General features: G+C 41.6%; 22 protein-coding genes. 13 read left to right on the top strand and 9 right to left on the bottom strand.

Going from position 1 to position 21,625, the window contains the following annotated elements; all coding sequences use genetic code 11:
• Window positions 1-58: 58 nt before the first annotated feature.
• The 3 genes from QM738_RS20765 (at window position 59) to QM738_RS20755 (ending at window position 2,157) form a co-directional block, all read left to right on the top strand.
• Window positions 59-289 carry a hypothetical protein gene (locus QM738_RS20765; RefSeq protein WP_462278666.1) on the top strand — a complete coding sequence of 77 codons (231 nt, stop codon included), beginning with the start codon at window positions 59-61 and terminating at the stop codon, window positions 287-289.
• 292 nt (window positions 290-581) lie between these two features.
• Window positions 582-1,448: a dihydrofolate reductase family protein gene (locus QM738_RS20760; protein WP_462278665.1), complete on the top strand. Its 867-nt coding sequence runs from the start codon at window positions 582-584 to the stop codon at window positions 1,446-1,448.
• Window positions 1,449-1,812: 364 nt separating this feature from the next.
• The gene (locus QM738_RS20755; RefSeq protein ID WP_462278664.1) at window positions 1,813-2,157 is read left to right on the top strand and encodes a DUF5763 domain-containing protein; all 345 of its coding nucleotides are present in this window, start codon (window positions 1,813-1,815) and stop codon (window positions 2,155-2,157) included.
• A 22-nt stretch (window positions 2,158-2,179) separates the two neighbouring features.
• Here QM738_RS20755 and QM738_RS20750 read toward each other — a convergent pair whose 3' ends face one another.
• Both QM738_RS20750 and QM738_RS20745 read right to left on the bottom strand, forming a co-directional pair.
• Window positions 2,180-2,827: a hypothetical protein gene (locus QM738_RS20750; protein WP_462278663.1), complete on the bottom strand. Its 648-nt coding sequence runs from the start codon at window positions 2,825-2,827 to the stop codon at window positions 2,180-2,182.
• A 706-nt stretch (window positions 2,828-3,533) separates the two neighbouring features.
• The gene (locus tag QM738_RS20745; RefSeq protein WP_462278662.1) at window positions 3,534-3,794 is read right to left on the bottom strand and encodes a hypothetical protein; all 261 of its coding nucleotides are present in this window, start codon (window positions 3,792-3,794) and stop codon (window positions 3,534-3,536) included.
• A 10-nt stretch (window positions 3,795-3,804) separates the two neighbouring features.
• On the opposite strand from QM738_RS20745, the gene QM738_RS20740 reads away from it, so the two are divergent.
• The 8 genes from QM738_RS20740 (at window position 3,805) to QM738_RS20705 (ending at window position 10,411) form a co-directional block, all read left to right on the top strand.
• Window positions 3,805-4,818 carry a hypothetical protein gene (locus QM738_RS20740; protein ID WP_462278661.1) on the top strand — a complete coding sequence of 338 codons (1,014 nt, stop codon included), beginning with the start codon at window positions 3,805-3,807 and terminating at the stop codon, window positions 4,816-4,818.
• A 99-nt stretch (window positions 4,819-4,917) separates the two neighbouring features.
• Window positions 4,918-5,382, top strand: coding sequence for a sensor histidine kinase (locus tag QM738_RS20735; protein ID WP_462278660.1), 465 nt, complete (start codon window positions 4,918-4,920; stop codon window positions 5,380-5,382).
• A 264-nt stretch (window positions 5,383-5,646) separates the two neighbouring features.
• Window positions 5,647-5,853, top strand: coding sequence for a response regulator (locus QM738_RS20730; protein WP_462278659.1), 207 nt, complete (start codon window positions 5,647-5,649; stop codon window positions 5,851-5,853).
• Between the two features lie 450 nt (window positions 5,854-6,303).
• A complete protein-coding gene (locus tag QM738_RS20725; protein WP_462278658.1) occupies window positions 6,304-6,993 on the top strand; it encodes a syntaxin family protein in 690 nt (229 codons plus the stop codon).
• 944 nt (window positions 6,994-7,937) lie between these two features.
• Complete coding sequence (locus QM738_RS20720; RefSeq protein WP_462278657.1) at window positions 7,938-8,486, top strand: hypothetical protein; 549 nt, start codon at window positions 7,938-7,940, stop codon at window positions 8,484-8,486.
• 415 nt (window positions 8,487-8,901) lie between these two features.
• The gene (locus QM738_RS20715; RefSeq protein ID WP_462278656.1) at window positions 8,902-9,219 is read left to right on the top strand and encodes a hypothetical protein; all 318 of its coding nucleotides are present in this window, start codon (window positions 8,902-8,904) and stop codon (window positions 9,217-9,219) included.
• Window positions 9,220-9,261: 42 nt separating this feature from the next.
• Window positions 9,262-10,032, top strand: coding sequence for a type I restriction enzyme HsdR N-terminal domain-containing protein (locus QM738_RS20710; RefSeq protein WP_462278655.1), 771 nt, complete (start codon window positions 9,262-9,264; stop codon window positions 10,030-10,032).
• A gap of 31 nt (window positions 10,033-10,063) precedes the next feature.
• Window positions 10,064-10,411, top strand: a complete 348-nt coding sequence (locus QM738_RS20705; RefSeq protein ID WP_462278654.1) for a hypothetical protein — start codon at window positions 10,064-10,066, stop codon at window positions 10,409-10,411.
• 15 nt (window positions 10,412-10,426) lie between these two features.
• On the opposite strand, the gene QM738_RS20700 is transcribed toward QM738_RS20705, so the two are convergent.
• Window positions 10,427-10,852, bottom strand: coding sequence for an ABC transporter permease (locus QM738_RS20700; RefSeq protein WP_462278653.1), 426 nt, complete (start codon window positions 10,850-10,852; stop codon window positions 10,427-10,429).
• A 165-nt stretch (window positions 10,853-11,017) separates the two neighbouring features.
• On the bottom strand, window positions 11,018-12,823 hold the full coding sequence (locus QM738_RS20695; protein WP_462278652.1) for an ABC transporter permease: 1,806 nt from the start codon (window positions 12,821-12,823) through the stop codon (window positions 11,018-11,020).
• A gap of 240 nt (window positions 12,824-13,063) precedes the next feature.
• On the opposite strand from QM738_RS20695, the gene QM738_RS20690 reads away from it, so the two are divergent.
• Window positions 13,064-13,390: an ArsR/SmtB family transcription factor gene (locus tag QM738_RS20690; RefSeq protein WP_462278651.1), complete on the top strand. Its 327-nt coding sequence runs from the start codon at window positions 13,064-13,066 to the stop codon at window positions 13,388-13,390.
• Window positions 13,391-14,127: 737 nt separating this feature from the next.
• Here the strand turns inward: QM738_RS20690 and QM738_RS20685 are convergent.
• Together QM738_RS20685 and QM738_RS20680 are read right to left on the bottom strand one after the other, a co-directional pair.
• On the bottom strand, window positions 14,128-14,964 hold the full coding sequence (locus QM738_RS20685) for a family 43 glycosylhydrolase (RefSeq protein ID WP_462278650.1): 837 nt from the start codon (window positions 14,962-14,964) through the stop codon (window positions 14,128-14,130).
• Window positions 14,945-15,646: a family 43 glycosylhydrolase gene (locus QM738_RS20680; protein ID WP_462278649.1), complete on the bottom strand. Its 702-nt coding sequence runs from the start codon at window positions 15,644-15,646 to the stop codon at window positions 14,945-14,947. The genes QM738_RS20685 and QM738_RS20680 overlap by 20 nt, the downstream gene beginning before the upstream one ends.
• Before the next feature lie 315 nt (window positions 15,647-15,961).
• On the opposite strand from QM738_RS20680, the gene QM738_RS20675 reads away from it, so the two are divergent.
• Window positions 15,962-17,422, top strand: coding sequence for a hypothetical protein (locus QM738_RS20675; protein WP_462278648.1), 1,461 nt, complete (start codon window positions 15,962-15,964; stop codon window positions 17,420-17,422).
• A gap of 15 nt (window positions 17,423-17,437) precedes the next feature.
• Here the strand turns inward: QM738_RS20675 and QM738_RS20670 are convergent, their stop codons facing one another.
• From QM738_RS20670 to QM738_RS20660, 3 genes are read right to left on the bottom strand one after another with little or no spacing between them, the layout of a single operon-like run.
• Entirely contained in the window at window positions 17,438-18,208 is a 771-nt protein-coding gene (locus tag QM738_RS20670; RefSeq protein WP_462278647.1) for an ABC transporter permease, read from the bottom strand.
• A complete protein-coding gene (locus QM738_RS20665) occupies window positions 18,205-19,119 on the bottom strand; it encodes an ATP-binding cassette domain-containing protein (RefSeq protein WP_462278646.1) in 915 nt (304 codons plus the stop codon). Before QM738_RS20665 ends, QM738_RS20670 begins: the two co-directional genes overlap by 4 nt.
• A gap of 45 nt (window positions 19,120-19,164) precedes the next feature.
• On the bottom strand, window positions 19,165-21,606 hold the full coding sequence (locus QM738_RS20660; protein WP_462278645.1) for a TonB-dependent receptor domain-containing protein: 2,442 nt from the start codon (window positions 21,604-21,606) through the stop codon (window positions 19,165-19,167).
• Window positions 21,607-21,625: the final 19 nt, after the last annotated feature.

Below are 21,625 nucleotides of genomic sequence, written 5' to 3'. Positions count from 1 at the left end.
TATTGCTTAAGGTTAATAGGGAAACACGATAGAATCCGAACAGCACCTGATAATCGATATGTTGAATCCCGAATTAATTATACTCGGCAGTATTTATGGACGCGCCTCTTCCCTGATAGATGAAGCTATGTGGAATGCGATCCGGCGGGAAGCATTTCATGATTCAGTGGAGGCATGCCGGGTTGTCAAGGCCGGGTTGGGTGAAAGCATTGGAGATATTGCGGCATTAGCTTTAGGTGCTATGGCAGCTGAAGAAGATGCATTGCTACCTAAACTTATTGTCAGCTGATAAAGGTTGTATCATAAGCAATCAATCGTTTACTTATCCAGCCCTCCTGTTCAGGAGGGCTGCTTGTATTGGTGCTGTCCGCAGCCAGAGGCTGCGGACAGCACCAATACAAGAATTTTTAGTCTCAACTACCAAAAATTACTCATTAATATATCAACTTTTAATATTCCACAACTTTTTTGCAGAACATAATCTTTCGCACTACTTAATCTATAATACGCTGGTTTATCTACAAGTCCTGCGACGACTGGATTATTATGTATATAGTTGATTTTTTGCAATATGAACACTGATGTACAACACTCTTTCGGATGGTTATCCTGTCAAACAGGTAAACGTGGCACTTAAAGCTAGAATATTCCGCGCGACAACCCTTAACTTAGAACTGGAAATAAAATATAAAAAAATGGGTAAAGTTAAAGTGGCTGCATTCACGATTTCGCTGGATGGCTATGGCGCAGGTGCATACCAGGACCTGGCGAACCCGATGGGTATTGGTACGAAGGAGTTGCATGCATGGATGCTATCGACGAAGATGTTTATGAAGATGACGGGAAGAGAAGGCGGCTCCGAAGGAGTTGATAATGATTTTGCAGAACAATCTATGCAGGGTCTTGGGGCGTGGATCATGGGGCGAAATATGTTTGGCCCGGTACGCGGACCCTGGCCGGATGAGGAATGGAAGGGCTGGTGGGGAAAGAATCCACCGTATCATGTGCCGGTGTATGTGTTGACGCAATATCCCAGGGATCCGGTTCATATGGAAGGTGATACTGTTTTTCATTTTGTGACGGATGGAATAGAATCTGCGCTGGCTAAAGCGAAAGTAGCTGCCGGTGATAAAGACATCCGGATTGGTGGAGGCGTATCGACGGTGCGGCAGTTTTTAAAGGCAGGATTGATCGATGAGATACATTTGGTGGTGTCGCCGGTTATTGTAGGCTCGGGAGAGAATTTGTGGGAAGGGATTGATTTGATTAAGATGGGGTTTGAGGTAAAAAGAAGGTGGTGGGCGCGAATGGCACCCACGTTATCCTGGAAAAAAAATAAGGCTAATACAAATATTGAGAAACAACTTTCAAGTTTAATATTTGCGTGCATAAGCATTTTTCACACGAGTATTAATAAAGCTATTCAGACCGCTCCCATTTCTCGCTAAAATTTTCATTTGCTCGACATTAGAACTGCCTACGCTTCCGTAAGTATATACGTATGTCGTTCCGTCACTAAATTGCACATGAATTTCATCTGCGCTGATTTGAAATCCATACACTCCTGATTGCCCTGATCGATTTCTATAAATTTCCATGACTAATATTTTCAGCGAATTACGCTGAATTAACTCATCAAAAAATACGGAAACCCGTACTCAAAAATATTTACCAAAATCAAAAAAGTATTTTCAGTATACTCAACGCTTGCATCTGATTTTAACTCAGATTATCTTAGAGCAAGAGATTGTCCAAATACTACGTAATTGGATTATCAATACTATATCTTAAATTATTAAACAAGACTTAAAAATGAAGTGGTTCCTATTCCTCCTGGCCGCATCTTCATTAATAGTCGGAGGTTACATTTTAAGGAATACAAATACCCGCAAAGACACGCATATGACCGAAAAAGTCGTGTCAACTTGTTATGGCTATACTCCATGTACCGCATGTTCTTCATGTAATTATTGTAAATGGTGTAAGGCAGGTGGTACCTGTGGTATTTGTGCGAATACAGAAAAGAAAAAAGATATCCCATTACAATCAAAGCCCCAGTTTCGATCTTCAAAACAGTGCCAGGCAACTACAAAAAAAGGAACAAGGTGCTCACGTTCTTCACGTAGTGGAGGATATTGCTGGCAACATGGTGGGTAAATCCCAATTGATGCACATGTTGTTATTTTGAAATTTTCACTGACGAGTCAGTTTTCGAAATTTGATATTTAACACTGTTATCACTAAGGTATTTATTGTACATATAATCTGTTAACCGATCTAAGTCACGTTTCGGATTCAGTGGATCAGGACAACCATATGTGTAATAGTCAATGCTGTCTTTACTTCTCTTTTTGTACCAAATACTACCAATGTGTTTTTCAGTAATTGTATCACGTTGTTTTATCCTACGCAACTTGTTTAAAATATTTTCCTCCACCCCAATTACTAATTTGCCAGGTACAGAAGAATCACATGCTATTCGTTCGTAATGATCATCCATCCAAATCATACATTGTTGCGAATTTGATCCTCTGGTGCTATAATAACCTCCGCCTATAATCGCTAACAAAATACCAATAACTCCCGCAATTTTCCATTTCCTTTTTGGGTCAATTGTATTGCTATTCTTTTTCAAGATCTGATTTGGCGAAAGGCTTTCAGTAGTGGTGTCAATGATATTAGAGCCATCTTCCTTATCTGTCGTATCAACAGAATCGCTCTCAATTTTATCTTTCTTAGATTTTTCTGATTCAATAGGATAAATGAGTTCATAATTGTAACCATCATCATACGGTCTTTTTGGAAAGTCCAGCAACCACGCCAGCAATTCAATAGTTGAGCGCTATATCCGGTTTTTCAGTTGACTCTTTTAGAAAATTTACAATTGGTCTAAACCTATCCCTATTAATGTTCTTTAAAGTTCGGGGCATTTCGCTTTCCTGTTTCTCTCCGAAAAAGTTTCTAAGTGTTTCGGCGTCTCTCGGACTGTTCCGGGTCATATAGACCGATATACACTCTTTTTTTATGTTTCCCGGGGTGGGATTTAATAATCGATGAGCAAGTTGCCTGGTTTGCCTCCTGCTTTTGTAGAATCTGAAAATCGCTTTACGATATTCTATATGATAATACATGACCGGAATTTTAGGAATTTTTTGTTTTTATTCTATTCTGATACAGCCTAACTCAATAATATCCGGTCTGAGATTATATTCCATTCGTTTCGAAACTAATGGCGTACTAAACTATCTAATATAATAACGGTTCGCCTCAAATAAAAGGGGGCGGAACCAACGGAAAAACAGGAAATACCGGAACGTCATATAAACCAACGCCTTACCTCACCATAGATTTGTGTCAGAGATTTTTCAATGCTAAGTAGCTACGGCATTAAAAATCCTAAAGGAGTGAAAATACGATGCTGGCTTACCGGCCAGGGAAGCAGTAATCCGGATCGTATTTCAGCTCCACTTCCCCAGGCGGCGCAATAATGCCCGCTTCCATTCTCACAAATCTTAAACAATGAGTTATATCATTTATCTGGTATGGGCAATGCTATGCCATAATCCCAACCATATACCCGGAAAAACAAACTGCAAATTGATACACGTTGTGACGGCCAATTCAGAGGGCAACGGCGATACCGGCAATACACCGCCCAAGCCACCAACCCCTCCACCACCTCCGCCACCAACATCCTGATTACTGAAAACTTCAAGAAAGGCAGAAGTTTCTGCCTTTCTTTTTTTGATTTTATAACTAATTCCAGAAAAATGATGGACTTTCGATTTAATCAAAATTCATCCCTTGAAAGTTCAGCTGCTTTTTCTGGTTGCACTACTGATCTTAAGTTGCGGAGATAAAGAAACTGAGAAACCTGCGACACCAGTAGTTCCCACTTCTCCGGATTTTCTTAAAGGAGAAAATTTTTTCTCTGCTAATAAACGGGATTCAGCATTTTATTATTTCAACAATGTGACTGAAGGTTCAAAAGATAAGTTCTTAAAAGCTATGGCTTATGCATACATGGCTTTTATACAAAAAGATGCTGGCGACTATTTCGGAGGACAAGAAAGCGCTCTTTCAGGTATTCAATTGATAAATAAAGACAGCGCTGTTCAACTTTACACGCTGGCATCCCTATACAATATTCTGGCGAGAAGCAACCTGAGCCTGAAAAATTATGATGATGCTATCAGATATTTCAAGTTGTCGTTGGAAATTCAGCCTGACCCTGTCCAGAAGAATATCGTAAAAAATAATCTCGCAGTAGCATTACGAGACAAAGGTGAATATTCAGCAGCACTTGGTGAGTTCCTGTCAATCCAGGCTGATCCAAAAGAAGATAAAGCAGATTACGCACGAAGGATCACCAATTTTGCAAGCCTGAAATGGAAGGCTGACAAACAGTACAATCCGGTACCGGATTTAATGAATGCACTAAAAATTCGCATTGATTCAAATGATGAAATTGGTGCCACTGCCAGTTACAACCACCTGGCCGACTATTACCTGTCAAAGAACACTGATTCAGCTCTCCTATATTCCAGAAAGATGTATTCTCTTGCAAAACAAACAAACAGTGCGGAAGACCAGCTGGATGCTTTAAGGAAGCTAACAACACTTGTTCCAACCTCAGAGTTCCGGCCACTTTTTGAACGTTTTGTATTTCTTAGTGACAGTATGCAAAACGCACAAAATATTGCGAAGAATCAGTTTGCATTGATCAGGTATGAAACTGAAAAAAATAAAAAAGAAATTCTATTCTCCGGGAGAATATACTTCGCCAACGTATTTGGATATATGGCAGCATACTATTGATAGTGCTTATTGTAATTGGCGCAACCTGGTGGTATCGCAAAAAAACGCAACAGGTCAAATTGGAATCCCAGGCAGCTATCCAGGGAAAATCAACTAAAAATGTCCCAGAAAGTACATGATACTGTTGCGAATGGACTTTATCGGATGATGAGTGAAATTGAATACACAGAGAAAATCGACAAAGAACCTTTATTGGATAAGATCGAATTGCTTTATGAAAAATCCAGAGATTTATCATATGAAGGAGTAGCGACCGAAAACAATACGGTAGAACGGATACGTCAGCTTCTCATATCGTTTGCTATACCCACTACAAAAGTTTCTATCGTGGGAAACCAAAATGAGCTGTGGTCGACCATTTCCCCTATCATTGTCAAAGAGCTCGAACAGGTGTTACAGGAATTGATGATCAACATGAAAAAGCACAGCGGTGCCCATCATGTGATTGTTCATTTTTCCATAACAAACGATAAATTAAAAATTCTGTATAAAGATGAACGGTCGTGGTTTCCCTCCAAATATCAAAAAAGGGAATGGTTTAACAAGTACGGAAAACCGTATTAATGAACTAAATGGCCGGATTACTTTCACAGAGCATTCTGGCGCAGGTGCCGAATTGTCAATCCTGGTTCCAATTAATACGCAATGATCAGAAAAGTCCTAATTGCTGAAGATCACGAAAGTGCGAATATATCAGTTCAAAAGACCCTGGAAGAAATAGGTGTTCAGGAAATTGACTATGTCTATTATTGCGACGACGCTATGCTCAAAATAGAATATGCCATAAAGCCAATAACTCTTATGATTTACTGATAACAGACCTGTTTTTTGAACAGGATTACCAGGCGCAGAAAGATTTCAGGTGGTGCAGCACTGATCACTGTAGCAAGACAGGCTCAACCTGATTTGAAGGTTTTGGTATTCTCGGCAGAAAGTAAACCGGGAGTAATTGATTCCTTGTTTCGCAATCAGGGCATTGACGGCTTTGTTCGAAAGGCAAGAAATGATGCGAAGGAACTAAGGCATGGCTATTAAGAAAATAGAATCAAATCAACAGCATTTTCCCCACGGCATATTGCCGAATTGGTCGAAGCATCAACATTCCCACGACTTCACTGATTTGGATACTGCTATCATCTTCTCCTGGCACAAGGTATTCCCAAAAAAACATACCTGATTATCAACAACAGAATATCAACCATCGGGGCTTAGCCAATGTAGAGAAACGTCTTAATATTATCAAGAAGAGCTTTGATTTCTCAAAAAATGAGCAGTTGGTGGCTTTTTGTAAGGATATGGGGATAATATCTAAAAACTGAATATTTTAATGCTGAATAATTTGTAGATCTTCAATTTACTTCTGTCAAGTCGACATATTTAATTACGGATTCCCGTAAAGAAAATCAACGCTCCGACAGGTATTTTAGAGCTTCTTAATACCCTTAGTAATAATCTGATTTTAATTCTTCGAATCAACTACCAACAATGACAGAAAAAACAATTCAGAATACAATAAAGGAAGATGATGGAAAAATTACTTACGAGCAGTTTGGAGCCAGAGAAGCAGCTAATCGCCAAGGCAATCCGGAACAATTAAAAGAATCCCTTTCCATCATTTACGCTAAGATCGTAGAAGATGCAAGAATCGATAAACATGCTATTGTTAAACGGATAGAAACCAATAGCAAAGAAATTGTGGATCTGGAAAATAGAATCCATAGTCTCGAAGCAAAAAGAGTTTCGTTGCAAGATGAAGTTGATCTGGCAGAAAAACAAATCGAAGACATCGAGCAAAATCGAGGCAACGCTGATATTTTCCCTTTCATAATTGCCACCATCATCACTGTTCTCTTGACTTTTTACTTATGGGCTTTCTATGCTGCGAGCGGCTACGCGGCGTTGAATGGAGTTAAAGAAGGCAAAACAGGATTTTCAGGCATTTTTTCCGCTTTGGCTGACGCGTTTAACAAAGGAGGCTTTGTCGTTGTTCTCACCGTTTTATTCCCGATCATCTTTTTAGGATTAGGGTTTCTAATCCATGATGCACTTGAGAAGAAAAAATATGGAATGATTTTCATTTTACTGCTATTTACGCTATGCTTCGATGCAATCATTGGATATAATATTTCTAAACATATTTATATCAATGAATATAACACAGAGCAACCGAGATAATCTGGAGTGGTAAATACATATTTTATGATATCAATTTCTATCTGGTCCTAGCTTCTGGATTTGTTTGTTACGTTATGTGGGGGTTTCTTCTCAATTACACCTTAACAAAGCAAAAAGAAATACAGCCGGACGCACGAATTGCGAGACTGAAAAGAAAAATAACGGAGATCAAAGCAGATATACAACACACTTTAGCTGAAATAAGTGGATGTGAGAATAACATACTCAAACTTAGAAAAGATATCGCAGACCTCGAAAATGGCAAAGTAATAATTAACATAACTAGGTTAAAGGCGCTAATTGGGGAATTCCTGAGTGGTTGGGTAGCCTGGTTGGTGCTTATGCGAAAATCCGAGTCCGAATATTTAGCTAATCGTGCCACATTAATGAAAGAGGAATGGCTAACACAAAAGATCTCTGAACTAGAAAAGGATTAACTCATGAAAACTAATCGAAAAATATGGCTCTATCTCGTAGCAATATGTGTCGTCTTCGGAATATTTATATTCTTGTTGCTTCGTCCATCACAACAATCTAAAGCTATCTCAGAAATCAATGATTGTATATCAATTGAAGACGTCAAAGCGGTATGGTATAAGTTTCGACATGACCTGATGGATGATCAGGATTTCTGTAGGCAGCAAGGGACAAGCTATTTACCTATAATCCTTCTGAAGCACAAATTAATGAAATAAGAACATGGCTTCCGCCAAAGACTGACAATCTCAACGTCATAGTCATCCCAGATCTTTCTTTAAGAATAAATGACTCAATAAATAACCTGGGGCAAGTTCAGTCAGATACTATGATTTTAAGTGAAATCTGGAAATGTTTTGAAAAAAAAGTACGTCTAAAAAGCAATTCAAAAGATCGACTTATAATCGATGTATCAGACCGTGGTCAAGGTAATGGTCAATTTGAAACAATTGCCAACAATCTTGTATTTGACCTTTCAAATCATAAAAACAAAAGTAATAGATTCTACTTCACGCAGAGTTGGTCGCCAGTTTTCAGAAAACGTTGAGAAATTATACAATTTAGCAGCTATAAAAACCACTGGAGCCAACTTCGTCTACTATCTAACTGACAGACTCCAAACACAAATAAAGAAATCGACTATTAATGACAGTTACAGAAATGTGGTTATCATCTTAACAGATGGCTATCTTGAGCTGTCTATGCCAAATAAGCAAAAGCGGTCAATTTCTCCTGAGGCGCTAGATTTAAACAGGTTCTGTACCGATGGAAATGCAGCCATATTTACATACCCAACAAATACCCTGGGTTTAACTTATAAAAATTGCGAGATATACCTGCTGGAATTCAATGAAAAAAAATCCGGCGAAGGATGCCATTTCAAAGCACTACAACAATGGTGGACAAATTGGATAAAAACAATGGAATTCTCAAATGTCAATAACGGTTTCATCTTCAGGAAAAGAGCAGCTACTGACCTAACAAAAAAAGATGTGCAAGGTATTTTCGGGTTATAATCACGAGTGTAATCAACGAAATAATAAAAATAGGGTTTGAAATATCTAAATCAACCAACATGGACTCCCAATCTAACTTTATTGCAATCATTATCGGATTTCTAATCTGGCTATTTATTATGTATAATTTAATCCGTGGGGCAGTCTTGCCGCGGTTCAAGATCAGCTCAAACTCGCCAGGGTTAATCAAAGGATACAAATTAGCAGACTGGTCAAAGAGGGATTCACAAAACAAGAAATCCGTAGGATATTAACTGACACAGATGATCAATTTTGGAATAATATCCCAACATCTCCCAGTTTAACAAGCGATACTTCATCCAACAGTGCTGAAAAATGAATAAAAAACTACCGTATTTACACCCTATGTAAATTCAAAAACTGAAAAATACTTTTATATCAAAACCTTGAATCTATGGGATTTATAGTATTGTGGCTCATACTTGCATTAGTGATTGGCTTAATAGCAGAAGGCCGAACAATTGGATTTTTGGGAGGTTTTTTTCTTTCACTGCTGCTTTCCCCTCTAATCGGACTAATCATCGCTCTTTTATCCAAGACAAAAACTCAGGCTGCAATTGAAACCGGACTCCTAAATAAACTCTCAGAGGCACCTCAAAAGAATTTTGATCTAATAGAAACAAAATTGAAAAAAATTGAGGATATGAAGGCAAACAACCTGATATCGGAAAACGAATCCAAACTGATGCGCAACGAGGTGCTAAAAGGTTGAAAAATCAATCCAAAATATAACCGAACTCAAAATATACTAACGATGCTGACAGCCACCAAACTGCAAAAATTAACCGACAATCTGAAATCCTATCACAAGAGATTTCTATCAGGTAACCGCACCGAACTGGACGAAAGCGGCACTCGTATCATGATCAATCATTTCCTCAGCGATGTACTGGGATACGCTCCATTGGAGGAGGTGCGAACAGAATATATGATTAAAGGTACTTATGCTGACTATATCATTCAAGTTGATGGTAAACGTCACTTTCTTGTAGAAGTCAAAGCCTTCTCACTAACACTAAACGAAAGTCATTTACGACAGGCAGTAAATTATGGGGCAAATGAAGGCATTGAATGGGCACTGCTTACGAATGGCAAACAATTTGACTTCTATAAAATCCTTTTTGAAAAACCAATTCAGCATAAACGAGTATTTTCAGTTGATATTATAGAATCATCGTCTCTAAAAGCTGCAGTCGAAGTTCTTCAGTACGTGAGTAGAGATGCTGTACTGAAAAAAGGATTGGACACACTTTGGAATAAAGCCCTTGCTTTAACTCCCATGACGATTTCCAAAATTCTACTATCGTCGGATATTGTAATACCTGTTAGAAAATCAGTAAACAGGATGTTTGATACAAAATTCTCAGATGAACAGATACAAGAATGTCTACTAAATATTATCACAGAGAAAATAGAACTCGAGAATCTCCGAATGCCCAGGCTAACAAAAAAAGACAAGCCAGAAAAAAAAATGAGTCCTGCAGACTTCTCTGCAAATATTAGCGAAGAGAAAGTGGAGGGCTAAAAGGAGTTACTATGGGAATTTAACGAACATTATGAATATCGTTCTCTTATACACATATGCATTAGCTTCCCTTATATTATTTGCTGGTTGCGAAACACCGAAAAGTAAGGTGCATGCGGGAGAACTGAAATATCCCGATGGCAAATACTGTGCAACGGTTGATTATCACAATCCAAGAACAGGCACGGAGTCATCTTACATCCTAAAAGTGGATATAGAAAGCTGCGAACTCATCAAAATTTACTGGCCTAATGGTGGGTGGCTTGACAATTCTCATTTCACACCTACTGATATCAGCGATGGTACAGCAAGTTTTGAATCTGACCTGAACGTAGAATATACAGTCAGTCTAATTAGTGAAGAAAGTGAATGCAATTAAATAACCTATTCAGTTTCACTCGCTCCTCAAACTCCTCACCGGGTTCCCCAACGCTACTTTCACCGCCTGGAAGCTGACCGTAACCAATGCTATCAACAACACGATCGCACAAGCCGACCCGATCATCCACCACTGCACTGTAATGCGATACGGATAATTTTCCAGCCACCTGTTCGCAGCCAGCCACGCCAGCGGCATCGACACCAGCACCGAAATGATCACCAGCTTCAGAAAGTCGCGGGTCAGGATCGTCACCACCCCATTCACCGACGCACCCAGCACTTTGCGGATACCCACTTCCTTCGCGCGTTTCTCTGCAGCCAGTACGGATAACCCGAATAATCCTATACACGAAATGAATATCGTCAGTATCGCACTAAACAACATGATCTGCTTCCACTTCGCTTCTGAATTGTATGCCCGCAGATTCTCCTGATCCATGAACCGGTACGAGTACGGACTGATGGGAATAATTTCTTGTACACTTTTTCAATATGGCTCAACGCATTTGTTTCAGTGCCTGGTTTGATCTTAATGAACACTTTGCCATACTGGATCCCCGGCTTCATCGTAAACAACTGCTTGCCGATCTTCGTGCTCATCGATTCATAATGATAATCCTTCACCACCCCCACCACCGTATACTTCTCCCCCTTCATTATACCAGAAGTTAACCACCTGGCCAATTGGATCCTTCCAGCCAGCTTCCCGGGCAAACGTTTCATTAACCAGCACCGACCGTGTAGAATCCGAAGGAAATTCCGCAGAAAAATTCCTGCCCTTCACCACCGGTATCTTCATCATCCGTAGGTAAGCGGTATCAATTATTTCATATGCAAACTCCATCTGCATATCTCCATTCACCTTCGCACCCGTCCCCCACGATCCTCCGTTCTTCGGCGCCACACCGATAATGCTCGGATTCTTCATCAACTCTTCTTTCAGCAGCTTTGCATCCGCCCTGCTCATCTCCCACTTCTCCACCATCACGATATTGCTATCGTCATAGCCCTTATCCTGCGACGTTAAAAAATTGAATTGCGAGAATATCGTCAGCGTCGCCATGATCAGGAAAGAAGCCAGTGCAAACTGCAGTACGACCAGTGATTTCTGCAAATAGCTTTTACCCGACAGCACAAAACGACTGTACAATGTTTCTACCGGATTATAACCCGATAAGATCAATGCCGGGTAGAACCCGGCCAGGAAGCTCGTCACCACAAAAAGCAGCGCGTAACCGGCAACCAGCTTCGCATCAAACAGGTAATTCAATGCAAGCGCTTTATTCGACAAATCATTGAACACCGGCAATACCAATTGCACCATCACCAGAGCGAGCATAAACGCGATAAAACAAAGAATGGATGATTCCCCAAGGAATTGCATGATCAATCCTTTTCGCTGGCCACCCACAACTTTACGGATCCCGATCTCTTTCGCCCGGCGTACTGATCTTGCAATCGTAAGATTAACGAAATTGATACATGCTATCAACAGTATGAACACCGCAATACCCGTCAGGATGTAGGAGTAAACCGGGTTGCTCGCGTCCTGCAATCCGTTCGACGCACTCAACTCCGTACTTAAATGCATATCCACAAACGGCTGCAGGAAATACACAGCCTTCGTCTTTACATCATACTTCTCCGCCAGTATTTTCTCTGTTGGGCCCGCATCAGCAGCATAGATCTGTTTCATCTTCTGCTCCACCGTAGCTATGTTCGCTCCTTTCTGCAATACCACAAATGTGTTCAGAAAGAAATTAAACCAGTTTTCCTGGTTGGCCGCCTCTTCATTCGACATCGTAAAAGCTATCATCGCGTCAAACTTGATGGAAGAATTCTGTGGGCATGTTTTTGAAACACCTGTGACCTCGAACGGAACAAAATCATCGTCCTTTTTAAGCAACATGATCTTACCCAATGCATCAGTAGTCCCGAATTTCGCTCTTGCCACCTTCTCGGAAATCACAATTCCATTCGGTTGCTGCAATGCTGTTTTGGGATTTCCTTTTAGCAATGGAAAACTAAACGCCGAAAAGAATGCAGTATCTGCTTCATACACTTCCTGGGGCTGGATATCCGTCCCCATCTTCAAGTCGAACTGGTTCTGCCTGTAACGGACATAATGTTTGATCTCCGGTATGCCCGCGGCAAACTTTGGCCCCTGGAAATAACCGGAAAAACCATTGATATTCTCTACCGTGCTGTCTCCTCTTACATTTTTATTGACGATCCGGTATAACTGTTTTGTCTCTGCATGAAACCGGTCATAACTCACTTCATCTTTTACATACAACAGGATCAACATAGCGGCGGCCAGTCCAAGGCTCAACCCCATGATATTGATGAAAGCATACCCTTTATTTCGTTTGAGATTCCGGACAGCGGTCTTGAAGTAGTTTTTAAACATGGCGTTTGTTTTTGAAAACAGATGACAATTTTGGTATCCCGGCTGGGTACCCCAACAAGGGATGTGCCAGCACTTAACCGCTTGAGATACAGGTTGAACATTATTAATTTGCCAGCAGATGTACGAAACCGGGCGTACACTGTCCGGAAACGGACATTCCTGCCGGTTACTCGTCAGTCATTACAATGCATGAAATAAATTTGGGTGTATGAAATATATTATCGTAATATTGCGATTAATATGGGTCTGACAAAAACTGAAATGTTCACTGAAAAGCAAAACAGGATGGCTTCCATGCTAAAGGCATTGGCGCATCCTGCACGCATCGCCATCATCCAACATCTCGTAAAAGCAGATGCCTGTATCTGTGGTGAGCTCGTGGATGAACTGGGATTGGCCCAGGCTACGATCAGCCAGCATTTGAAAGAATTAAAGAATGCCGGGCTTATCCAAGGGACCATTGAAGGAACCAGCGTTTGCTATTGTATCGACCCCAAAGTCTGGAAACAGTATAAAGCAACGATGGAAGAATTTTTCACAGCAAAGATCAGCAACAGTTGCTGTTGATTTTTTTTGAACATATTCATCGTAATATTACGTTTAAATAATAAACTTTATAAATAAATGGAAACTCAACAACAAATCAAAGAAATGGTCCGGCAGAAATACAGCGAAATCGCTTTGCGGGACAAAAACGAAAATACTTCCTCCTGCTGCGGATCAGGCGGATGCTCCACCGAAGTGTACACTATCATGTTCGTACACTCCCAACAAAATCGTGAATCTTGTAATTAAGAGACACCGGGTCTTATATTCTGCAAACTGTTAGGGTTTGTGTAACTGGCCCGGTGTGACAAGGTAGTAAGGAAGTGTCGCATACGACATTTAACAATGACGCTGCCGGCCGGTGTGACAAAGTGGGTGGTAACGATGTTGCAGACGACATTTTAGGGCGCCTGCATGAAACTTGTACTTAGTATGTCACCCCGGGCCGGGTTGAATGAAGGTAACTGTAATGAGGTTGCAAGACCCGGGGTCTCTAACAAGGATTAGGGTTTGAGTAAATTCAAGCTTGCCTATAACAATTAAAGTATTTTTCGTACACTCCCAACAAAATAGTGAATCTTGTAATTAAGAGACACCGGGTCTTATATTCTGCAAACTGTTAGGGTTTGTATAACTGGCCCGGTGTGACAAGGTAGCAAGGAAGTGTTCGCATACGACATTTAACAATGACGCTGCCGGCCCGGTGTGACAAAGTAGGCGGTAACGATGTTGCCGGCCACAATTAATTATACAGCGGTTTATTTCAGGTTCACCAAATCAAACCTCCCAAACGAAGCATCCTGCGTCGCATCCCCTTTAAAAAACAAACCCACCCGCGGCGCCCTATCCCACTGTGGTAAAAAATCGACGGATATATTTTCACTTCCTTTCAATTCATTCCAACTGCCAACTCCGCCCTGCCTGTAAAAAGCCCTTGCCGTTTTATCAGGCAACATCTCCATTTTCAATTCCAGCGGCGCACCTGTATTCGTTGTAAATACAACAGAATCGATATTATCTGTCACGCCTGCTTTAACCCTCCAGAATGTAAGAACATTATTTCTATATCCAATACCTATCGCATTATCGAAAGTGCCATAAAATGATAGTCCTTTCACCGCATCATTATCATTAGTCACCGTCGTGCTTATACTATAATGAGCTGTATACGGCCGGACTCCATATAAAATACCAGTAGTGTTACCAGCAATCATATTCCCCGATAAAATAAGATTCCCATTCTCCTGCCTGACCACCGGGATACTCTTATGCAGATCATAACGCCAGTACAACCCCGGAGTTTTCCCATTGAAATCATCATGTATCTCCGGAACAGGCAATTCAGTTGCCACGGCATTCATCACCGGCCAGTCTTTTCCTTTGGGCCAGGACAACGTTGATAACATTCCCTGTCTGCCCGTATAAATATCACTGACCTCATTATAGGCATGTGATAAAAAATAATAAACCCCGGACGCAGATTGCACAAACGTACCATGCCCTATGCATTTCCAGCCTGCTGAAGGCCTAAGCAATTCACCACCATTATATTTTTCATAAGGACCAGCAAAATTCTTAGATCTTGCGACACGCATATGATAACTGCCAGCCACCCCCACAACATCCACCTGCAGAGTAAAAAATATAATAATAACCGTTCTGCTTCATGATCGCCTGTCCTTCCAACCCAATCCGCTCATCATCTTTCAGCAATGAAAATGATTCACCTTCCGTTTTCAATCCATCCGCAGAAAGTTTCTTCGCCAGCAATTCAATCGGGCGATTATCCAATCCGTATGCTTTATAGGTGATATACAATTGTCCATTTTCATTGACGATAAATGCATCTATAGCTTCTTTATCATGCTCAACAACTACACCATGATCAATAAAGTCACGGTCGGGATATCTTGAAGTAGCCACGCCTATACAGGAGATATTATCAGACCTCCTGCGTGCCGTATAATAGATATAATAGGTATCCCCGATCTTATAATACTCAGGCGCCCAAAATGACCCGGCAGTCCATTCCGGCGCCTTCTCAAACACATTACCAACCTGTTTCCATTTTTTCAGATCACTGGAAAAATAAATCGGGTACACTGGTGCCCACTCGGATGAAGTGCCTGCTGCATAATAACCTTTTGACGTCCGGATTATCGACGGATCAGGGAAATCACCCGGTATAACTGATGGAGTAGTTTGGGCAATTGCGATAGTACCGCACAAGCAAGTCAATAGCAGGGAGAATATCTTTGAAAAAAAGGCTAGTTTCATTGTTGAAATATCTGATTTTTTTTCGAGGTGGAGATGATTAAATTGCATCGCAGCATCTTAAATGCTTAAAATCCCATCTTTGTTGCCATGCAAAAAAAGTTCAGCAAAATATTCAGCACATATATACCGGTAAGCCTGGTATGCATCATACTGCTTTCCTCTTACAACAATAGCAATAAAAACGAACATTCGGATGATCCTGGCGATTCACCTAAAATCGTCAACATCGTCAACTTTATCCGCTTGCTTGAACCCCGCGATCCTGCTATCACCCAGGAAGTATTATACCAGACTGTCGTGAAGCAAATCGAAATAATGCAGCGGTATAAACTCGGTGGTACATTTTTATTGCAATATGATGCGTTGATGGAACCTAAATATCAACAACTGCTCAAAAAGCTTCCTAAAAATTCATTTGAGATCGGTGCATGGTGGGAAATTCCTCAGCCACTGGTTGAAAAAGCAGGTTTGAAATGGCGTGGTCGTTATCCATGGGACTGGCATGCCGATGTAGGCTTCTCCACAGGCTATACTCCAGCAGAAAGAGAATTGCTGATCGATGCTTACATGAGCGATTTCAAAAAAATCTTTGGCTATTATCCCAAATCCGTTGCTTCCTGGTTCATCGATGCGCATAGCCTGAGCTACATGCATGAAAAATACCACATCATTGCTTCAGCGAATTGTAAAGATCAATATGGTACCGATGGATACACCCTGTGGGGTGGTTACTGGAACCAGGCATATTACCCCAGCAAGATCAATTCCTATATGCCTGCGCAATATGAAAGCGCACAAATTCCAGTTCCCATTTTCAGGATGCTGGGCAGCGATCCTATCCGGCAATATGATCAGGACCTGGGCAGCCAGCGCCAGGGTGTTATAACGCTCGAGCCAGTCTACAATTTTGGCGGTGGCGACTCTGCCTGGGTCAATTGGTTTTTGAAATCCTTTGTGAACGATCCGTCCGTTGGGTTCAACTATACACAGGCCGGACAGGAAAATTCATTTACCTGGGACGCGATGAAAAAAGGGTTTGAGATCCAAATGCCGCTGCTCGCCAAACTGCGTAATGAAAAAAAAATAAGAGTGGAAACTTTGGAAGCATCCGGCCGATGGTTCCGGGATAAATACAGCGTTACCCCTGCGACATCCTTTTCAGTAAGCAAGGATATCGCCGGCAGCAATTTGAAAACCACCTGGTACAATAGTCGTTTCTATCGGGTAAACTTATTGTGGGAAAACAATTCATTACGCGTCCGCGATATTCACCTGTTCAATGAAAAGTTGCTCTCCATTTATGAAAAACAAAAAGCCACATCCAATGAATGCAGCTTTTTCACCCTACCGGTAGTGGACGGATATCTCTGGAGCGAGCCGGATAAACTCGCGGGGTTGCGGCTCAAAGCAAACGTCAACGGCAATGAAGTAAACATTGAGGGTAAAGACCCCGTGTTTAGAACAACCGGAACGTCTTCGATGCATATCTCCTGGCCATTGACAACAGTCAATGGAAGTTTTGAAATTGATCTGGGTGAGCAGCAAATCACCATAAAACTGGTTTCCGCTGCTGCAATTGATTGGTATTTCGACCTGGACGCACCTAAGAAAGATAAATTACCATTCACCAATGTTGAATCGAAAGCTATTCATTGCAGTTTTGAAAATCTCGAATACACGTTCAAGGTCAACACCGGTACGTTTTCAAAACCAGTGAATGGATCAGTATTTAGAGTTAAGCCACAATCCAATCAAATCCGATTGCAGCTTAACTAATAAATGTCATTGCTGTTACTTCAATTTCTTCCTTCTCCTGAAATCTCCAAAACCAACAACCAGGAACAGGATGGAATATGCAAACGATATCCATTCGACCCGGTCAAGCTGGGGATTAAATCGCGGTGAAAGACGAATGGCCGGGAAACAGTAAGGGAAATACGGTGACGCGGTGGATTCATATTCAAACACCATCATTGACCCCAGTATCCAGCATGCAACGCCAATCGCAACAGGGGCAATGAAATTCCTGGATCGCAGTCCAATCCAAAATTGAAGTGCACAAATACCCAGACCTGATAAATAGATATGCGCATTCGCCGAAAGGATTTTTCCGGCATCAAATGAATGATCCAGGATGTTGTACTGTGGCAGAATAAAATGAGCCGCAATAATCACTACCCAGGTAAAAATGTGGCTGATCAATAAAAACAACACCATCATCAGGTGAATATTCAGAAACTTCGCTACAAATACATCCTCTTTTTTCTGTGGAGAAGTCAACACCTGTTTCCATGTCGAATTCTTAAATTCTATTTGTGGCAATAGGGTACAGATCAAAACGATAAACAAAGGAAATATCATCAGTCCTACCATGTTGGATGATAAATTAAACAGCGCATTGACAGGGTCTTTAGCGGTCCTTTCTGCTTCTGGCAAACCATGTGAAGCAATAGTGAACAAAATAAGAAAGGGAACCGTCGCAGCGCCAATCAGTGTAAAATAGAATGCAGCTGTACGTTTTGATTTCAATATTTCTGAACGAAGTGAAACTAACAGGCTCATGATTGTGAAGATGTAAGGTCAATAAATAATTGTTCGAGATCGTTTTTCTGGGGATTCAGCAAGTAAACATCCAGTCCTTGCTGCATCAGTGTACGGTTAATCGTCGCAATCTGGTGATCGTCATGGAAAGCTACAGATACAGCTCCGTCTGTCTTTAAAGGTTGCTGGTCCTGCAGCAATTGATACGCCCGTTCATTGTCTGATGTCCGGATAAACAGTCTTGAACCTTTTTGCTGAAATGAATGGAGTTCTGACAAGGTTCCCTGGAACAGCATTCTTCCTTTGAGAATAATCCCGACATGACTCACCATTTTCTCCACTTCACCCAAAAGGTGACTGGAAATGAGTATTGTCATTCCATGTTCTTTATTCAATCTCTTTATCAACTCACGTAACTCGATGATACCCGCAGGATCCAATCCATTCGATGGTTCGTCGAGAACCAGCAATTCGGGAGTTGGCAGCAATGCCAGCGCAATGGATAATCGTTGTTTCATCCCCAGCGAAAATTTCTTTACCGTCTTTTTACCGGCGTCTCCCAGGCCAACGATCTGTAACACTTCGTCAACCCTGGCTTTGGTTGCACCGTAGACAGCGCGATAGACCTCGAGGTTCTCTTTGGCAGTGAGATGTCCATATAGTGAAGATGATTCGATCAGTGAACCGATTTTTTTCAGAATGCCTATACGGTTTGCATAAAGATGCTCGCCAAAAATTTCAATGCTGCCATGTGGCGATTCCAGCAATCCAAGTAGCAGGCTTAATGTCGTTGTCTTGCCTGAACCATTTGGACCAAGAAAGCCGTACACACTCCCCTGCTCTACCCGCAGGTTTATTTCTGAAAGCGTTTTCTCCTGGGCAGAATAATAATAGGATAGCGCCTGGGTTTTAATGATTGCCGAGTTATCCATCTTTAATTAATTATCTTTATGATTCCGTATTTAAATCGTTACTGTCTAATTACCGCCGCCACCAATCCGGCTTTGCTCGTCATTTACGCCGCCACCTGTTCTTTTCACTGGCGCCACTTTCTTTCCTTTACTGAAATTGTAGGTAACACCAAGCGTGATGATTTGTGTATCACTTTGCTGACGGATGCTCACGTCGACATTACTGTACCGGCTTTTTCCCTTGAACTTTTGCGTATAGAAAATATCGCGTGCGGTCAACCGGACTGTACCCTTACCTTTCAATACCTGCTGACTTACACCGGCGCCAATCAGTCCAACGGGTTTAACCCTGATTACCCCTTCCAGCCATCCGCTCCTGTACATACCGTTCAGTTCTGCGCTGAATGTTTTACTTATTTTGAATTGTTGCGTACCGTTAAGCGCAAAAGATGTAGCTGATAGGCGGATCGGGTCACCATTCACAACTCCATTATACCTGTCATGATTGACACTAATGTTGATATTGCCCGTCCACCATTTGGTGATGAGCGTGTTTGCATTTATGGCAATTCCGAAATTTTTCATCGATGAAACATTATCCGGCATGTTGTATGCCTCCTCTCCTCTCTGCTGAATGATCTCCTGGATGATATCCTTTGTACGGGAATAGTTCAGCGTCGTAGTGATCTGGTTGTTCCACGTATGCGTGAGCTCGATATTATTGCTTGTAGAAGGTTTGAGATTTGGATTACCCTGGCTATAGGTATACCTGTCTAAAAAACGAATGAAGGGATTCAGGCTCTGGTAGCTGGGACGACGAACGCGTCTACCGAAATTTACTCCGAAATTATTCTTGTCATTTGCCTTGTATTGGAAGTATGCAGTAGGGAATAATTGCGTATAGTGACGGTCAAAATTTTCACCGGTTGATTTCTGTCTGCCCGTCGCATTGGTATTTTCCAGGCGCAAACCAAACTGTGCTGTTATTTTTTTCGATAACGGAGCGCTTAGATTAAGATAGGCCGCATTGATATTCTCCTGGTAGATAAAATGATTGCTGCGGTTCAAATCTGGAATTATCTGCCCGTACTGGATACTGTCATAACGCGCATTGTTATCCGTGCGCACAATACTTGTCTTAATACCCGCTTCAAATCTTGCGTCTTTTTTCAAAGGATGCAGGTAGTCTGCTTTCGCGCTGTATACATCGATCTCCTGTGGCAGGAGCCCCGTCAGTGTATCTGCCTTGCTGATCGCATCACCGGCTGCATTGGTGTATGAATTGACCATGAACAGGTCATTGTCCGTACTGTGCTTTACAAAGTCAATGTCTGATGTGAGCTCTTTTCCTTTTCCATCCAGAATTCTGCGGAAATTGAGATTCGCATTAATGCTTTTCCAGTCGCTCTTTGTATTTACAAACGCATTGGTTACAGATTCCAGTTCCTTCGCAGCATTCGAGATATTGGTGATATTGGGATTATTGAATGTGATCTCTCTTGCGCTGAGATTTACGACAGTGCCGAATGTAGTACGCTTGCTGGCAAAAAAGTCGGCGCCGAATTTTGCAGCATAAGCATTGCCTGCTCCAATCCTGTCGGTAACCTGGTTGAATATTTTAACCACTGACTGATCATTATCATCCAGGATATTCCTGTCGAGACGCATGGTTTGAAACCGCTTCTGGTAATTATGACTAAGGTTCGTGAAGAGATTCCATTTTGCATTGCGGTAGTTGAAATTGAAGCCTTCGTTGGTTTTAGGATATTTCCCCTGGGAGTAAGCAAGGCTTGCTGATCCGTTAAAACCTGCGGTAAGCGCTTTTTTCGTCTTGATATTAATGATGCCTGCCGTACCCGCAGCTTCATACTTTGCAGGCGGATTGGTCATGATTTCAACCTGGTCCAGCTGACTGGAGTTCATGTTACGTAAAAGATTGGCAAGGTCGGCACCGCTTAATTGAGTAGGACGCCCATCAACCATGATCATTACACCATCTTTCCCTTTGAGACTGATATTACCGTCACGATCAACTGTTACACCCGGCGCCTTTTCCAGAACTTCAAGAGCCGAAGTGCCGATATTGGTAATGGATGCTTCGACATTTACGATGGTGCGGTCGATGCGCTGTTCCACCAAAGGCCGCTTTGATGTAACTGTTACGGCAGCGAGATCCTTGCTGATTGGAGCAAGGCTGATCGATGGAACCTGCGCTGATAGTGATGGTGAAGAAAGTTCAATAACCGGCGACCATGCTTTCTGATGTCCAACAGCCGTTACAGAAAGAAGATACCTTCCTTCGACAATATTGTCAAAAGCATATGCTCCTTCTTTACTTACTGCTGTTAGCTTGACTGTTGCAGAATCTTTCGCACGCAAGAGGCTGACAGTTGCTCCTTCTGCAGGCTTCTCATTTTTCAGGATGGTGCCTGAAATCTTGCCGGTATTTTGCGCCAAAGCGCCGATGGCAGATAACAAAAAGCTGAAGAATAAAATTTTAATTTTCATGGCTATACTTTTAAAGAGT

This window comes from Ferruginibacter sp. (genome assembly GCF_049840995.1).
In the GTDB taxonomy this organism is placed as follows: Bacteria; Bacteroidota; Bacteroidia; order Chitinophagales; family Chitinophagaceae; genus Ferruginibacter.
The sequence above is the reverse complement of the archived record's forward strand: the minus strand, read 5'-3'. Positions and strand labels throughout refer to the sequence as shown.

What these genes read in the sequence shown, in the direction of transcription:
- QM738_RS20765 (WP_462278666.1), top strand. Translation starts at nt 59, where the DNA reads ATGTTGAATCCCGAATTAATTATACTCGGCAGTATTTATGGACGCGCC.
- QM738_RS20760 (WP_462278665.1), top strand. Translation starts at nt 582, where the DNA reads ATGTACAACACTCTTTCGGATGGTTATCCTGTCAAACAGGTAAACGTG.
- QM738_RS20755 (WP_462278664.1), top strand. Translation starts at nt 1,813, where the DNA reads ATGAAGTGGTTCCTATTCCTCCTGGCCGCATCTTCATTAATAGTCGGA.
- QM738_RS20735 (WP_462278660.1), top strand. Translation starts at nt 4,918, where the DNA reads ATGTCCCAGAAAGTACATGATACTGTTGCGAATGGACTTTATCGGATG.
- QM738_RS20725 (WP_462278658.1), top strand. Translation starts at nt 6,304, where the DNA reads ATGACAGAAAAAACAATTCAGAATACAATAAAGGAAGATGATGGAAAA.
- QM738_RS20715 (WP_462278656.1), top strand. Translation starts at nt 8,902, where the DNA reads ATGGGATTTATAGTATTGTGGCTCATACTTGCATTAGTGATTGGCTTA.
- QM738_RS20710 (WP_462278655.1), top strand. Translation starts at nt 9,262, where the DNA reads ATGCTGACAGCCACCAAACTGCAAAAATTAACCGACAATCTGAAATCC.
- QM738_RS20705 (WP_462278654.1), top strand. Translation starts at nt 10,064, where the DNA reads ATGAATATCGTTCTCTTATACACATATGCATTAGCTTCCCTTATATTA.
- QM738_RS20700 (WP_462278653.1), bottom strand. Translation starts at nt 10,852, where the DNA reads ATGGATCAGGAGAATCTGCGGGCATACAATTCAGAAGCGAAGTGGAAG.
- QM738_RS20695 (WP_462278652.1), bottom strand. Translation starts at nt 12,823, where the DNA reads ATGTTTAAAAACTACTTCAAGACCGCTGTCCGGAATCTCAAACGAAAT.
- QM738_RS20690 (WP_462278651.1), top strand. Translation starts at nt 13,064, where the DNA reads ATGGGTCTGACAAAAACTGAAATGTTCACTGAAAAGCAAAACAGGATG.
- QM738_RS20685 (WP_462278650.1), bottom strand. Translation starts at nt 14,964, where the DNA reads ATGCGTGTCGCAAGATCTAAGAATTTTGCTGGTCCTTATGAAAAATAT.
- QM738_RS20680 (WP_462278649.1), bottom strand. Translation starts at nt 15,646, where the DNA reads ATGAAACTAGCCTTTTTTTCAAAGATATTCTCCCTGCTATTGACTTGC.
- QM738_RS20675 (WP_462278648.1), top strand. Translation starts at nt 15,962, where the DNA reads ATGCAGCGGTATAAACTCGGTGGTACATTTTTATTGCAATATGATGCG.
- QM738_RS20670 (WP_462278647.1), bottom strand. Translation starts at nt 18,208, where the DNA reads ATGAGCCTGTTAGTTTCACTTCGTTCAGAAATATTGAAATCAAAACGT.
- QM738_RS20665 (WP_462278646.1), bottom strand. Translation starts at nt 19,119, where the DNA reads ATGGATAACTCGGCAATCATTAAAACCCAGGCGCTATCCTATTATTAT.
- QM738_RS20660 (WP_462278645.1), bottom strand. Translation starts at nt 21,606, where the DNA reads ATGAAAATTAAAATTTTATTCTTCAGCTTTTTGTTATCTGCCATCGGC.